This window comes from Paenibacillus dendritiformis (assembly GCF_015845845.1).
GTDB classification, from domain to species: domain Bacteria; phylum Bacillota; class Bacilli; order Paenibacillales; family Paenibacillaceae; genus Paenibacillus_B; species Paenibacillus_B dendritiformis_C.
Window position 1 is genome coordinate 15,086 of record NZ_LDIG01000204.1, and the last position, 14,052, is coordinate 29,137.

Consider the following 14,052-nt stretch of genomic DNA (forward strand, 5'->3'; position numbering starts at 1 on the left):
AGCCTGCCGTCTCAAAAGAGACGACAAGCTCTGCTCTGCCGCGGTACCACTCTCGTTGGAAGATCATCCGCAAACCGCAGGATCCTCCCCCTCGGCCTGATAACGGTCAGGTACCGTAGCCGCCTACTTCCCTTCGGCATCCTTCCGGACGCCATGAGCCTGTTCAGCCGCTCCACTCCCGGGCGAGTTCAGACATTCCGCCGCTGCGTCGCACCACCCCGCAGCTCTCTGATCGGCTTCCGTGTCTTACTGCTCCCGTTCTACGCGTTCGATATATGCATGCTCGTTGATAACAAAAAAACCTGCCATCTCGTTAGAGACGACAGGTAGATGCCGTGGTACCACTCTAGTTGACGACCTTCATCTTCGCGCTCAAGATGAAGCGTTCGTCCGCTTATGCGTCACACCGCCGGATCCGGATCATGGCGATGCGCGCGCCCGATGACGGGGGCTCCGTAACGGCATACCGCCGCGCTTGAGAGATCTGCGTCCGCTTCCGTACGCATCCCAAGCCGGCATTTCCGCCGTTCCGCTCCCAGGCGAGTTCAAGGCAACCGCCGCTGCGTCGCACCGTCCCGCAGCTCTCTGATTCCGACCGTTATCCTCTACTGCTCCTGTTCATTGCGTGTCAACCGATATTCCCATTCCATGGAAGGATTGAGGTTTGATGACTATTATATTGTCCCGGTACATACGAGTCAATACCTATTTTGAAAAAAGCTCGCTCCCCCCCTGCCGTCCGGCAGCGATGGGCAGCTATTCCACCGACCACGCCTCGAGCGAAAACAGCGGCTGCGCCTGGAAATCAAGCGGCGTAAACTGCCCGTGCTTCCACTTGAGATGCGCCGCGGCCGCGATCATCGCCGCATTGTCCGTGCAGTATTCGAACGGCGGAATCAAGAGCGGCACGCCTTCGGCCTCGCAGCGCTCGGCCAGCGCCGATCGCAATCCGCGGTTGGCGGCCACGCCGCCGCACAACAGCAATTGGGCCGCGCCGTATTCCTTCACGGCGCGCATCGCTTTCTCCGTCAGCACGTCGATGACGGATTCCTGGAACCCGCGGGCGACGGCAGCATACATCGGCGGCTCGCCCCGCATCTTCGCCTGATTGACGACGTTCAGCACGGCGGACTTCAGTCCGCTGAAGCTGAAATCATAGGAATCAGGCTCCAGCCAGGCACGCGGCAGTACGATCGCGTCGTCCGCGTCGACGGCGAGGCGGTCGATATGCGGACCGCCCGGATACGGGAAGCCGACCGCGCGGGCTACCTTGTCGTAAGCCTCGCCGACCGCGTCGTCGCGCGTGCTTCCGATGACGCGGAACACGCCCTCCCGCTCCAGATGAACCAGCTCCGTATGCCCGCCGCTGACGACGAGCGCCATGCATGGATATGCCAGCTCCTGCACGAGCCGGTTCGCATAGATATGCCCGGCGATATGATGCGTCCCGATGAGCGGCACATCCAAAGCCATCGCCAGCGACTTCGCCGCCACGATGCCGACGAGCAGCGAACCGACAAGCCCCGGCCCCTGCGTGACCGCGACGGCCGTAATGTCAGACAGGGCAATGCCTGCCTGCTTGACCGCTTCCTCCAGCATGACGGTAATCGTCTCCACATGCTTGCGCGAAGCGATCTCCGGCACGACGCCGCCGAAGCGCTGGTGAACGTCGATCTGGCTCGACACTTGGTTCGCCAGCACCTCGCGCCCGCCGCGAACGATGGCGACGGACGTCTCGTCGCAGCTTGTCTCGATCGCGAGTATGACGTCCGCTTCCGCCGGATTGGTATGAGAACTTGGTATATTCACGAATGTCACCTGCTTTATTCCGCTTGTTGAAAGGAAGAGGCGGCCAACGCCTTCAGGTCCGTCCACATAATGAGCGCATCTTCCTTGTTATCCGAATAGTATCCTTTGCGCACGCCCGCTCCCTGAAAGCCGAACTTCGCATACAGCCGCTGGGCGATATGATTCGACACCCGAACCTCCAGCGTCATCGCCTCCATGCCGTAGGCCATCGCCCGAACCACCATCTCCCGCAGCAAGCGCTCCCCGAGCTTCTGCCCCCGGAAATCGGGATGAACGGCAATATTGGTAATATGAGCTTCATCCACGACCGTCCACATGCCGGAATAGCCGATAATGCGATCGCCATGAAGCATCACCGTATATTTGGCAAAATGGTTCTGCGTCAATTCATTCCGGAACGCATCCATCGTCCACGGCACCGTGAACGAAGCGTGCTCCACCTCCAGCACGCCGGGAATATCCTCAAGCCGCATCGGGCGGAACTCCACTCCGCCGGATGCTTCCCGTCCATCCTCATCGTACTCAGGCCGTTGTCCCATCTGACATGCTCCCTTCTATTACTGCTGCCTCCGGTCCGCCCGTTCCTTCGCCAGCAGCTTCGCTTCCGCTTCCGCCAACTGCGTATAGTTCGGTTCGAGCCGATGGGTATCCGTCCGCTCGCCCGCGGCATAGGCGCGCAGCCCGAGACGGCCGATCCAGCTTGCCTCCATCCCGCACGGGATGACCCGAACCCGCTCTCCCCATTGCGCCTGCAGGCCATGTAGCGCTTCCTGCTGCGCTCCGGTATCGCCGACGAACCACACTGCGGCGGCCGCATGCGCATGATCAGCGCCTTCCGCCTCCGCTTCCAGCGCCCGGGACGCCTCCTCGGCGACCAGCGAGAACAGGCGAATCCCGTCCTCGCCATGCCGCTCCACGCCGTCCGTCAGGGTCTCGGCCCCGCTTCCGTTCCAGGCGAAGGGAGCCGTATAGACCTGCCCCCTTCTCGCATCCATCAGCGGGTAGACGAGGATGCGCCCAGCGCGGCCCGCTTCCCCTCCGATCTGCCTGGCCTGATGCGCGCCGGAGAGCGCCAAGGCCTCCAGACTGGATACGCCGAGGACCGGCTTGTCCCATGCCCAGGCCATCGTCTTCCCGGCCGTGACCGCGATGCGCACCCCCGTATACGATCCGGGGCCGACACCGACGGCGACAAGATCCGTCGACTTCCCGCTCCACCCGTTATCCGCCATCAGCGACTGCACCGTCGGCAGCAGCTTGATCGAATGATTGCGCTCGGCCTGGGAATGGCGCTCGTCCACGACCGCGCCCCCTTCGAGCAGGGCAACGGTCAGAGCGGCCGTCGACGTATCCAGGGCCAGCACCCGCGTTCTGTTATGATCCTGTTGATCCACGATGTCAGACTCCCATCCGTTTAAGTTCATTAACCCAGCTTACATAAGGCTCCCCGTAGGCGGTCAAGCGAATGATCCGCTCCGTCTCGCCTTCCGTCTGCATAAAAAGATGCAAATAACGCGGCGGCAGCAGCGGCGTAATCAGGCTTGACCACTCGACCAGCGACACGCCGTCGCCATACAGGTACTCATCCAGCCCCAGCTCATCCGCTTCCGCCATCGAGATGCGGTACACATCCATATGATAGAGCGGCAGCCGGCCGCTGTCATATTCCTTAATTATCGTAAACGTCGGACTGTTGACGATCCCCTCAATGCCGAGCGCACGGGCGACCGCCTGCGAGAACCGGGTCTTGCCCGCCCCCAGATCCCCATCGAGCGCGATGACCGTGCCGGGCTCGCAGCGTTCGGCCAGCTTCGCGGCCAGCCGTTCCGTATCCGCTTCGCTCGCGGAGTAAAAGGCGAATTCCGCTGATTGGTTCATAATTCCCTCCACGACATTCAACTGTTACTGACACCTCATTATAGCACAAAAATGCCGCCTCACCTTACAAGCGGCAGGACCAAGCAGAGAGCCCCCGCTGCTGACGGAGGCCCGTCCCCGGGAGTCTATGTTTTGCAAGGTGTCTTCCTTTTTACATTTATTCCCCTTATCTTGCAGCAAGATTGGAGCAGGAGCAAGATCGATCTTGAACTGGACTCGGAAGTGAAGCCCAACGGGAGCTGAGCCTCGGATTTTCTATCGCCAGTCCCCCTTTACACTACAGGATTCAAATGATATGATATTACTAACTAATTAGTTAGTTGGGAGGGGGTTGGCCTATGGCACGGAACACTGCGCAGGAGAGCAAGCGCAAGCTGATGGAATCGGCCGAGAAATTATTTGCCACCAAGGGGGTGCGCGGCACGAAGGTCAGCGACATCGTTGCCGGGGCGGGCTTGACTCAAGCCGCTTTTTATCTGTATTTCAAAAGCAAGGACGATCTTGCCGCTCAGCTTTTGCAGCAGTTCAATGAGCAGTTGCTGCGCCTGGGCAACGCCGGTTCGGAGGTGAAGCATCTCCCCGCTTCGGATGTCGAGAAGTTTATCGTCTCGGCGCTAACCGGCTTGTTCCGTTTGTTCGGGGAACACCCGCAGCTCACGAAGATCGCGCTGCAAATCTCCGACGACAGCGAGCAGGTGCGGGAACGCATCGTTCGCCAGATCGTCGCCAACATGCTTCATAATCAATCGCTTGACATCGTCAAACCGGATATCGATCCGGAGCTGGCGGCCGAATCGATCGTCGCCGCGATAGAGAGACTCGTCTACCGCTATATAGAAACCGGAGAGAGAACGCCGGAGGAGCTGGGCGCTCATACCGCACGCTTATTCCTTCAAGGCATGCTGCTTCATTCGGGGAAGGAGGGGAACCGATGAACGAGGCAATCATCGGCTGGATAGCCGCTCATCTCGATGCGGTCACGGTCATGTGGCTGTTTCCTATCGTGTTCATGTTCCATGATTTCGAAGAAATCCTCTATGTCGAGCCTTGGCTTCGCCGTCACGGCGACCGCATTCTGGGGAAGATGTCCCCTGTTGTCGGCCGCTTTGCCGCGAGCAGCTTGAAGATGACGACGCGGGATTTCGCGGGCGATGTATTCTGGGTTTTCCTCGTCGTCGTTGCGGCGACGCTGGCGGCCGTCATGTTTTCCTTATACGACCTGTATCTGATTTTGCTCCTTATTTTCTTCCTGCATGTCTTCACCCATATCGGATTGTCCGTCTATACCCGCAGCCTGATGCCCGGCGTCATCACCGCCGTACTGCTCGTCCTGCCTTACTCCGGCTATGCCTTCTTCCGCCTGTTCGCGGATCGGGTCATCGCGCCGGAACGGCTGCTGTGGGACGTTCTCGCCGCCATCGTGCTGCTCCCTGCCACGTTCCTCATCATTTCCCGCTGGCGCAGCCAATTCAGAATCGCGCGCTGACGACAAGACGGGAAGGCCGATGCCTGACAACGCGCCTTCCCCTGCTCCCGCTCCTGTGCCTGACGCGGAATGTCCAACTCCTGCCGTTCCCTTATTGCTGCGGCTCCTTCAACCGGTCAACCGCTACCGTCTCCGTATTGAGCGGGTTGTTCCCGACCTGCACCGTCGCCATCCCATTGGCGACATCCACGCTCTCAATCCAGACCGGCTGCTCGCCGTCCAGATGGACAGGGACGGTGTCCTTCATTTCCAAAATATGCTTCGCGCGATGTGCATCCATGTTCAAAACCTCCCTTCCCGTGCATCTAAGCCTTAACGTGACGCAAAGGCGGCTTTTTCATGCATGCGTAGAAGAAAGCGAACTATCGCATACTTACCTGTAGAGGTTGTCCAAAAAGTCGTATTTCGAACAATGACATACAGGCAGGAACTCCATGAATATGGTGATAGAGATGCCGCACAGCGATGTGCAGGCGAATGAGTGAAGAGGCGCAAGGAGGATAATTGATGCATACGGTCTGGAAAGGGGCAATCAGCTTCGGCTTGGTCCATGTCCCCGTCAAAATGCATACCGCCACCGAAGACAAAGACATCTCGATGCGAATGATACACAAGGAATGCGGCAGCCCGCTCTCGTATGTCCGCTCCTGCCCGGTCTGCAAGGAAGAGGTGGGCTGGGACGAGATCGTGAAGGGCTATGAGTATGAAAAAGGGAAATTTGTCCTGTTCGACAAAGACGAGATGGAACAACTGCAGGATGATGCAAGCCGGGCGATCGCGATTCTTGATTTCGTCGACTTGGCCGAAATTGATCCGATTTATTATCAGAAGACGTATTATTTATCCCCCGATCAGGCCGGGAACAACGCCTATCAGTTGCTGCGCGAGGCGTTGGTGCAGACAGGCAAGATCGGCATCGCCAAGGTGACGATCCGGGCCAAAAGCAGTCTCGCGGCCATTCGCGTCATCGAAAACTGCCTCGTGATGGAGACGATGTTCTATCCGGATGAGATTCGGGCGGTCACGCAGGTGCCGAATATTCCGGAGCATGTGGAGGTCAATCCGAAGGAGCTGGAGATGGCGAAGCTGCTTATCGGCCAGCTCTCGACCGCCTTCGAGCCGGAGCAGTACACCGATGAATACCGTCAGCGCTTGCTGGAGCGGATCGGGCAAAAGATCGCGGGCGAGGAAGTCCGCACCGCTCCGGCCGCCCAGCCGGCCGCCAATGTCGTCGACCTGATGGCGGCGCTGCAGGCCAGCATCGAGGCGATGAAGGGGCCGCGGCCAATCGGCACCGACCCGGGCCCGGCGGCGGCTACAGCCGCAGCGGCGGAACCGAAGCGGCGCAAAAAAGCCGCCCCTGCGGCAGCGGCCGATACGGCTGCCGAAGAAGCCGCCCCGCGGCGCAAGAAGACGGCCCGCAAGGCGGAAGCCGGCGCGCAGAAGGCGGCCAATGACGGCGAGGAGCCGGCTGCCACAGGCGGCACGCGGCGCAAGCGGGCGCGGACGGAGTCATAATGCCGCGGCCGCCGATGGAAGACTCGGGACAGCCGCCGGAGCGGGAGGACCGAAACGCCGGTTACTTCTCCGAGGCGCTCCCACCTTCTCTGGCGCTGCCCTCGGCGCCGATGTCCCCGCTTCGGAGCGACCGCATCCCCACGGGCGAGGAATGGCTTCATCAACTGAAATGGGACGGCGTCAGAATGCTCGCCGTGTGCGTGCAGGGCCGGGTGCGGCTCTTCTCCAAGCGGATGCTGGAGAAAACGTCCATCTATGCGGACGTGACGGCCATGATGGAAGCGCGGCCCGAGCTTCGCGGCCGGACGCTGCTGCTCGACGGGGAGGTCGTCGTCTTCGATCCGAAGCTGGGACGGCCTTCTTTTCCGTTGGCGCTCCAACGGGAGCGGATGCGCCAGCGGCCCGACGGCGCCCTTCCCGCCGTCTACGTTCTCTTCGACGTGCTCGGAATCGGAGAGCGGAATGTAAGGAGGCTGCCCTATGAGGAGCGGCACCGCTTGCTGCTGGAGCTGTTTCCCGAGAAGCATCCCGCCTGCTTCGTAGCGGATATTTTCGAGGATGGCGCTCCATTATGGGAATGGGTGGAGCAGCACGGCTGGGAAGGCGTCGTCAGCAAAAGGCGAAGCTCCCCCTACCAGGAGGGGAAGCGTCATCAGGACTGGTTCAAGCATAAGAAGGATCTTCTCGTCGATGCCTTGACGGTCGGCTATATGATCAATAACGGCCGTCCGGCCAGCGTCGTCCTGACCGACTTGGAAGGACGCTATATCGGCAAGGCGTCCATCGGACTCGATGAGACCCGCCGGCAGCTGCTGGAAGGCTGGGCAGGGCGTTATCCGGCCGCAGGCCCCCCCGGAGGACCGATTCCGTCTCTCCGCCGGGAGCCGATCGTCTGGATGAGCGTGCCGATTCCGTGCCGGGCCGCGGCCTTGGAATATACGCCGACCGGGCAGCTCCGCCATCCGCGCATCGATACGCTGCCGCTGCTGAAGTAATGGAAGAAGCGAATTCGCGTTAGAAGGAAAAAGTCAGATTGCGAGATTGCGAGAAACGGAATCAAGCAACAGGAAGGTGGGACTATGGCCAGCAAAGAACCGCCCGCGTCCTTAATGGTGGAAGGGCATGAAATCCAAATCACGAATCCGAACAAGCTGTTGTGGCCGGAGGCGGGCATAACGAAGACGGACTATATCCGGGAAATGATCCGGCTGAGCCCTTATTTGCTGGCGGCGTGCCGCGACCGCTTCCTGACGACGATCCGGTATCCGCATGGCGTTCCCGGGGAATTTTTTTACCAAAAAAACGTGCCGCCTGGGGCCCCCTCCTTCGTCGAGACGGCGATGTCCGGGGATATCCGCTATATCGTCCTCCAAAATGTGCCTACGCTGCTGTGGCTGGCCAATCTGGCCTGCATCGAGTTCCATCCCTCGCTGCACCGCATCGGCGACCCGCTCCCGGCCGAGTGGATTATCGACCTGGATCCGTCCGTTCGGGAAGAGGAACGCATTATGGAGGCCGCCTGGATCGTGGGAGAGGCGATGGAACGGATCGGGATCCGGACGATCCCGAAAACATCCGGCGCAACCGGCGTGCAGCTTATCGTGCCGATCAAGCGCGGCCCGACCTTCATGCAGCTCCGCGAGCTGGGCGAGATGCTCGCTATCTACCTGTGTGAACTGCACCCGAAGCTGTTCACGATCGAGCGGCTGAAGAAGAACCGGGGCACCCGCATTTATATCGATTACATGCAGCATGATGCCTCCCGGACAATCGCGGCGCCCTACACCCCGCGGGCGACGCCGTACGCTTCGGTCTCGATGCCGCTCACCTGGGATGAGGTAAAGCGCAATCCGAAGCCGCGCGATTACCATCTGCTCAATGCGGCCGATCGGCTTGCCCAGGTCGGCGATCTGATCCGCGAAGCCGAGCCGCTGGCCCTCGAGCCGATTCTGGAGGCCTTCTCCAGCCAGATTCAAGCCATCCGGTCACGAAAAGGCTAACTTCCGTACGTGCCTGTCAAGTTAGCGAAAGAAGCTAGAGCAGAGGCGACAGCAGCCGCATGACCGCTTCGGCGGCGCGCTGTCCGCGGGAACGGGTCACGAACTTGTTGTAATCGAGCTCGACGCTGTCTTCGAAATCGCGCAAAAAATCTTCCTCAATCCGATCGACCGCCGATGCTTCGAACAGCACCGCGTTGACCTCGAAGTTGCTGAAAAAGCTTCGCATATCGAGGTTCGCCGTTCCCACGCATCCCAAGGTCCGGTCCATGAGGAAGGTTTTGGCGTGGGCGAAGCCTTTCTGATACTGATAGAAGCGGACGCCCGCCTGCAGGAGCTCCTCCACGTATGACAGGGATGCCCAATCGACGAGACGCGAATCCGACTTCCCCGGAATAATGATGCGGACATCGATCCCGCTGACGGCGGCCGTCTTGAGCGCGAGCCGCACGCTGGCATCGGGTACGAAGTACGGCGTAATGATCCACATCCGCTCCCGCGCAGAACCGAGCACCCCGAAGAACAGCTCCTGAATGGCATCCCAGCTTGCGTCCGGCCCGCTCGAGATCATCTTCACCTGCTCCTTCCCCTTGCACTGATGGGGCGGGAAGAACTCCCCAAGCGACAGTGACTGCTCGGTCACGAACGTCCAGTCGTGCAAGAAAATGGCCTGGAGCGCATATACCGCATCTCCTTCGACCTGCAAGTGCGTATCGCGCCAAAAGCCAAGCTTGCGGTCCAGCCCCAAATAATCGTCACCGATATTCATTCCGCCGACAAAGCCGATCCGGCCGTCTACGATAAGCAGCTTCCGATGATTGCGGTAATTGAGGCGGCGGCGGAAAAACGAAACCGACAGCGGCAGGAACCAATGGAATTCCACGCCGGCTTCCTTGAACGTCCGCAAATATTTGCGCCTCAGCTCGATGCTGCCGACGCCGTCGGCCACGATGCGGACTTGGACCCCTTCCTTCGCCTTGGCGATAAGCGCCTGCTGGAAGACGGTGCCGATGCCGTCGTCCCGTAATATATAAAATTCCATATGGATATGATGCTTCGCTTCCCGGATAGCGGACAGCATCGCTTCGAACGTCGCTTGCCCGTTCGTCAGCACCCGCGTCTCGTTGCAGCTCGTAATCGGGCTTTCCGACAAAGAGGAGATGAGCGCGAACAACCGTTCCTGGGTATGCATTTGCGGGTTGTTCAGCTCGTCCGGACGGTTCACCGTCTGGATGCCGACGACACGGGTCCGGTTCTCGGGGTGCCCCCAGCCTCCCCTTTTCCGCACCCGCCGCCGGGCCGTATATTCCTGGGCGAGGAAGTAGTACATGACGAAGCCGATCAGCGGGAAGCAGAACAAGATCAGCAGCCAGGCGACCGCCTTGGAAGGCTGTTTGTACTCCAGCAGCACGATTGTAAAGATCTGAAATATATATATGAGCAAGGCGACTACCAGCCATAACATCAATTTTTCTAACCTCCGCCTGTCATTGACCTCGTTGCCTTTGCAGGGCTTATTTCATGTATTACATCAGAGCGGACCTCCTGTCAACTCTGCCCGTTCGGCATCCCGTTCCGGTTCGGCTTCCCATCCTTCCAATCCCCTCCGGCTGTCCCTGTCCTGCTCTTGCGGCCCCATTCTTCCACTCCTCCGGCTGTCTCTATCCTGTTTTGGTGGCTCATCCTTCCAGCCCCCCTCCGGTCACCCCTATCCTTCCAGTATTGTGTATTTTTCGGCGCAATCATACGTGCAAAATCGTTCATTCGGACAGATATCCGTTCTGTATAGCGGGACATTGGAATAGAGTGCAATAGGTAGACTTTGCAGGATTACGCGGAATCTGAGGTGATGTGATGAAAGGGCGTTGGTGGAATGGCCGTATGACACTGCTCGTCATCCGCGACGCGGAGCAAGCGGTCAAACAGATGAATGTGCCGAAAATGCTCGCTGTCTCCGTCCCGATTGCCGCCGTCTTGTCGATATCGGGTCTGGTGCTGAGCATGCAGTGGAAGGCCGCGGCGGAGATCCGCGAGCTGGAAGGCCTGCTGTCTAACCAGTCCGAGGCGCTTGAAGTTACGGTCAAGAATAAGGACGAAGCGATTCAACGGCTGCAAAATGAGATCATCCGCCTCTCTTCGGAGACCGAGACCGTCAAGCAGCGGATCAATCACATGAGCAGTCTGGAGAAGCAATTGGAAGACTTCGTGGAAGGAAATTCCGGGGGCTCCAAGGAAAGCGGCGAGAAGCAAGCCCGCTTCGCCCGCATCACCGGCTGGAACGAGCAGCGGCAGGTCGGCGGCGAGGAGATTGGCGTCGGTACGGAGCAGATGCTGGAGTTGGCCGAGCGCTCGCGGCTGGATCTCGTCCGGATGAAACGCATGCTCTCCTCCATACAGCGCAATGCGCCGGCCGTATTGAATCAAGCGCAGAAGAAGCAGGAACTCATCGCGGGAACGCCGTCCGTCTGGCCGACAAAGTCACGTCGCCTGACCTCCAGCTTCGGGTACCGGAAGGACCCGTTGACCGGATATGCCGCATTCCATGCCGGCATCGACATTGGCGGCGAGACGGGCGACTCCGTCCTCGCAGCGGCCGAGGGAGAAGTGATCGAAGCCGGGTTCAACGCTTCGCGGGGCAATTATATTATTATCCGGCATGTCAACCAATTGGACACCTGGTATATGCATCTTCAGCGGATTCACGTCTCCGTGGGCGACAAGGTCGGCAAAGGCGATAAGATCGGCGCGCTGGGCACGACCGGCCGCAGCACCGGGCCTCATCTCCACTTCCAGATTGTCCAGCGGGGCGAGCCGATCGATCCGCTTCCGTTCCTGACGGAGGCGTCCGCGGACACCCCGGCGGAGGGACGGCCCGTGAAAATCTCCGCCGCCTCCGGCGCTGCCGGGAGTTCTCAGGGTTCTGAAGGGGCCAGGATTTCCGGAGGCAAGAAGGGTTCAGACGCTTTCGGCGGTTCGGGGAGTCTTGGAAGTTCCCGGACATCCGGTTCCGGAAGTTCCGGTCCTGGGTATTCCCCGTCCTCACCGGCATCTGTCACCAGGCTGTCTCCCCTCCCGATGTGGATAACGGAAAATAGGCCAGCCTACGGAACATAAGCCGGACGCATGCAAGCCAAATCTGTCAAAGCAGGAGGGATTACGATGTTTCAACGCTCATCCCAACGCATCAAGCCGACGGACACGTTCATCGGCCACGGCACCGATATGAACGGCACCATTCATTCGCAGTCGAATGTGCGCATCGACGGCAAATTTACGGGCGAGCTGAGCAGCAGCGGCACGATCACCGTCGGCGAGCGCGGAGAGGCGCACTCCACCTTGATCGCCCGCCATGTCGTCGTCGCGGGCACCGTCGTCGGCGATATCAAGACGACGGGCAAGCTGCTCATCACCTCGTCCGGACAGGTGGTGGGCCATTGTACATCGGGGCTGCTGGTCGTTGAGGAAGGCGGCATCCTGAACGGCACGAGCATGGTGGATCGGGAAGCGAAGGAAGGAGCCTCAGCGAATGCCGCTGCCGCCCATGAGCCTCCCGAACGGGAACGTGAAGAGAAACAGGACGGCAAAGAGGCAGTCGCAGCAAAGCAAGCGGGGTAACCAAGCCGCTTGCTTTTTTTCTGGGCCTTATGCTTCCCAATCAAGATATGATGCGGCCCCGCTATGTAATTTCCGTCTTCCATCCGCTTATGCCATTTAGCTTAGCACTTGCTTGCTTCAAGTTCGCGTTCATAATGAGGCGAGTTTGTGCTTTTTCAATCACCTTTTGCGGTGATAGGGAATTGGCTTAACACTTGCAGTGCAAATGAATGCTTTGCTGGCATACGGCCGGCGGACATCACAGGTTATGTACTCTCAAAACAGACAAACCGGCGAAAATGTCCATACGAAAGTGGACATAAGGGGGGGTTATGATCTTATCAAGTAAAAATATCAATATATAGGTATGTCTCCGGATGAATACACTATATATAGGAGGAACAGAGATTGCGGGAACTATATCTCTTTTCAAAAACGTGTCCACTATTTGAAAGACATATTTTCTTATTTTCCACTATACAGAGACAATTTTCACTACCATCCAATATCGTAACCTTATACCCGCTCTCCCCAGGCTCTCCACACGCTTCCCGCCCGTACTATCTTCTCCATCCTCCAGCCGCCTCGGACCATTCCTCCTCGCTCCCTCTCCATCCTGCTTCCTCCACATCCTTTGCCCTCCCTATTAAGCCTTCTTTCACATCCCTGCTCCATCCTTCCGCACCCCTTATCCTCCATACGCTCTGGCCGCCGCCTCTCGGACTTCATCCTTGCCCTTCCGATGGGCGTCTTTCTTTCCGCGCCAACGGGACTCTTGCCGGGAGATGGCATGGCAGCCGCTGTTCCCGGCTACCGCACCGAATCATAGGGCAAGTCCGTCAGCCTGACGCGCCACAGCCGGTTCAACGGCGGATGCTTCGCGACGCATTGTTCGCACCCGCCGACCGGATCATCGCCGCGGAAGCCGGTCCGAAATACCAGCATTGCTTCCTCGTTGGCCAGCAGGCGCTGGCATCCCAGGCATTTCACTGCCGTGTGCAATTGCTTCGCTCTCATGTGCTTGCTCCCCTCGTCCGGAATTGATTCATTTCGATATCCCCTGAGGTGCCGGCATCTCGCCAGGGTCATTCCGCTTCACCGCCTAACTCATATCCGGCGCCGGCTTGGGCCAGGGCGGATAGCGCAACCGCTCCACCCTGTCCAGCTCCGGGCGGCAGCAGCTTCGCCACATCCGGCGGGCCTGTTCGTCCGCCGATTCGGCGGGACGCTCCCGCCAGAGGGGCACGCCGCCGCGCGAGGCCCAGCGCTGCGCGTATTCCGCCACCCGGTACGGCACATAGCGTACCGGCCGCTTCATCGGCGCGAACAGCTCCGCGAGCGCCGCCTGCGGCTGGCCGTCCGCCGTGCCAAGGAGGACGGTGCCGGTCGCCTGCAGCCAGGCGGGAGGCAGGTACGCGACATCGGTCGCGCGCATAGCCTTCCCGCTCCCGCGCAGGCGTTCCGTCGAGCCGGGCGCAGCCGCCGGCGCGGCCACGATGGCGAGGCGCGTCGCATTCGCCAGCGCCGCCCCGCCCGGCCAGGAGCCTGGCACGACGACGGCATCGGCACGGCGGACGGCGTAGTCCGCATGCACCGTGCACAGCATGCGGCTGGCGCAGACGCGGCGCCAACGCTCGGCCTCCTCGGCTTCCGGGAGGACGAGCCAGACGTCATGGCCGAGCTTTGTCAGCCGCCAGGCCAGGTCCAGGCCCCCATCCCGCGCTCCCAGTACGGCGCATCGCATGCCTTCCCCTCCTTTGCCCAGTAATT

Annotated in this window: 16 protein-coding genes and 1 other annotated feature; of the genes, 7 read left to right on the forward strand and 9 right to left on the reverse strand. The window is 59.9% G+C overall.

Going from position 1 to position 14,052, the window contains the following annotated elements; translation table 11 throughout:
- Positions 1–13: 13 nt before the first annotated feature.
- Positions 14–272 (reverse strand) — a binding site (T-box leader).
- Positions 273–756: 484 nt separating this feature from the next.
- From tsaD to tsaE, 4 genes are read right to left on the reverse strand one after another with little or no spacing between them, the layout of a single operon-like run.
- Positions 757–1,809 (reverse strand): tRNA (adenosine(37)-N6)-threonylcarbamoyltransferase complex transferase subunit TsaD, encoded by a 1,053-nt coding sequence (gene tsaD / locus ABD76_RS20735; protein WP_197259017.1) that lies wholly within the window; start codon positions 1,807–1,809, stop codon positions 757–759.
- Between the two features lie 14 nt (positions 1,810–1,823).
- Entirely contained in the window at positions 1,824–2,348 is a 525-nt protein-coding gene (gene rimI / locus ABD76_RS20740; RefSeq protein ID WP_197259018.1) for a ribosomal protein S18-alanine N-acetyltransferase, read from the reverse strand.
- An 18-nt stretch (positions 2,349–2,366) separates the two neighbouring features.
- Entirely contained in the window at positions 2,367–3,203 is an 837-nt protein-coding gene (gene tsaB / locus ABD76_RS20745) for a tRNA (adenosine(37)-N6)-threonylcarbamoyltransferase complex dimerization subunit type 1 TsaB (protein WP_338125164.1), read from the reverse strand.
- Between the two features lie 4 nt (positions 3,204–3,207).
- Positions 3,208–3,687, reverse strand: coding sequence for a tRNA (adenosine(37)-N6)-threonylcarbamoyltransferase complex ATPase subunit type 1 TsaE (gene tsaE / locus ABD76_RS20750; RefSeq protein WP_197259020.1), 480 nt, complete (start codon positions 3,685–3,687; stop codon positions 3,208–3,210).
- A gap of 338 nt (positions 3,688–4,025) precedes the next feature.
- On the opposite strand from tsaE, the gene ABD76_RS20755 reads away from it, so the two are divergent.
- The gene (locus ABD76_RS20755) at positions 4,026–4,622 is read left to right on the forward strand and encodes a TetR/AcrR family transcriptional regulator (protein ID WP_197259021.1); all 597 of its coding nucleotides are present in this window, start codon (positions 4,026–4,028) and stop codon (positions 4,620–4,622) included.
- Positions 4,619–5,173: an HXXEE domain-containing protein gene (locus ABD76_RS20760; RefSeq protein WP_197259022.1), complete on the forward strand. Its 555-nt coding sequence runs from the start codon at positions 4,619–4,621 to the stop codon at positions 5,171–5,173. The genes ABD76_RS20755 and ABD76_RS20760 overlap by 4 nt, the downstream gene beginning before the upstream one ends.
- 91 nt (positions 5,174–5,264) lie before the next feature.
- On the opposite strand, the gene ABD76_RS20765 is transcribed toward ABD76_RS20760, so the two are convergent.
- Positions 5,265–5,453 (reverse strand): H-type small acid-soluble spore protein, encoded by a 189-nt coding sequence (locus ABD76_RS20765; protein ID WP_197259023.1) that lies wholly within the window; start codon positions 5,451–5,453, stop codon positions 5,265–5,267.
- A gap of 227 nt (positions 5,454–5,680) precedes the next feature.
- Between ABD76_RS20765 and ku the strand changes: the two genes are divergently transcribed.
- The 3 genes from ku to ligD all read left to right on the forward strand — a co-directional run bounded on the left by ku (position 5,681) and on the right by ligD (position 8,691).
- Positions 5,681–6,691, forward strand: coding sequence for a non-homologous end joining protein Ku (gene ku / locus ABD76_RS20770; RefSeq protein ID WP_197259024.1), 1,011 nt, complete (start codon positions 5,681–5,683; stop codon positions 6,689–6,691).
- Positions 6,691–7,686 (forward strand): ATP-dependent DNA ligase, encoded by a 996-nt coding sequence (locus ABD76_RS20775; protein WP_197259025.1) that lies wholly within the window; start codon positions 6,691–6,693, stop codon positions 7,684–7,686. Before ku ends, ABD76_RS20775 begins: the two co-directional genes overlap by 1 nt.
- Positions 7,687–7,770: 84 nt before the next feature.
- Positions 7,771–8,691: a non-homologous end-joining DNA ligase gene (gene ligD, locus ABD76_RS20780; protein WP_197259026.1), complete on the forward strand. Its 921-nt coding sequence runs from the start codon at positions 7,771–7,773 to the stop codon at positions 8,689–8,691.
- Positions 8,692–8,725: 34 nt separating this feature from the next.
- On the opposite strand, the gene cls is transcribed toward ligD, so the two are convergent.
- Positions 8,726–10,153 carry a cardiolipin synthase gene (cls, locus tag ABD76_RS20785; RefSeq protein WP_197259027.1) on the reverse strand — a complete coding sequence of 476 codons (1,428 nt, stop codon included), beginning with the start codon at positions 10,151–10,153 and terminating at the stop codon, positions 8,726–8,728.
- Between the two features lie 83 nt (positions 10,154–10,236).
- Positions 10,237–10,371 (reverse strand): hypothetical protein, encoded by a 135-nt coding sequence (locus ABD76_RS30240; protein ID WP_275100842.1) that lies wholly within the window; start codon positions 10,369–10,371, stop codon positions 10,237–10,239.
- 198 nt (positions 10,372–10,569) lie between these two features.
- On the opposite strand from ABD76_RS30240, the gene ABD76_RS20790 reads away from it, so the two are divergent.
- Positions 10,570–11,802, forward strand: a complete 1,233-nt coding sequence (locus tag ABD76_RS20790; protein WP_197259028.1) for a M23 family metallopeptidase — start codon at positions 10,570–10,572, stop codon at positions 11,800–11,802.
- A 45-nt stretch (positions 11,803–11,847) separates the two neighbouring features.
- A complete protein-coding gene (locus ABD76_RS20795; RefSeq protein ID WP_197259029.1) occupies positions 11,848–12,303 on the forward strand; it encodes a bactofilin family protein in 456 nt (151 codons plus the stop codon).
- A 789-nt stretch (positions 12,304–13,092) separates the two neighbouring features.
- Here ABD76_RS20795 and ABD76_RS20800 read toward each other — a convergent pair.
- Together ABD76_RS20800 and ABD76_RS20805 are read right to left on the reverse strand one after the other, a co-directional pair.
- On the reverse strand, positions 13,093–13,299 hold the full coding sequence (locus ABD76_RS20800) for a diaminopimelate decarboxylase (protein ID WP_197259030.1): 207 nt from the start codon (positions 13,297–13,299) through the stop codon (positions 13,093–13,095).
- A gap of 85 nt (positions 13,300–13,384) precedes the next feature.
- Positions 13,385–14,026 (reverse strand): ATPase, encoded by a 642-nt coding sequence (locus tag ABD76_RS20805; protein ID WP_197259031.1) that lies wholly within the window; start codon positions 14,024–14,026, stop codon positions 13,385–13,387.
- Positions 14,027–14,052: the final 26 nt, after the last annotated feature.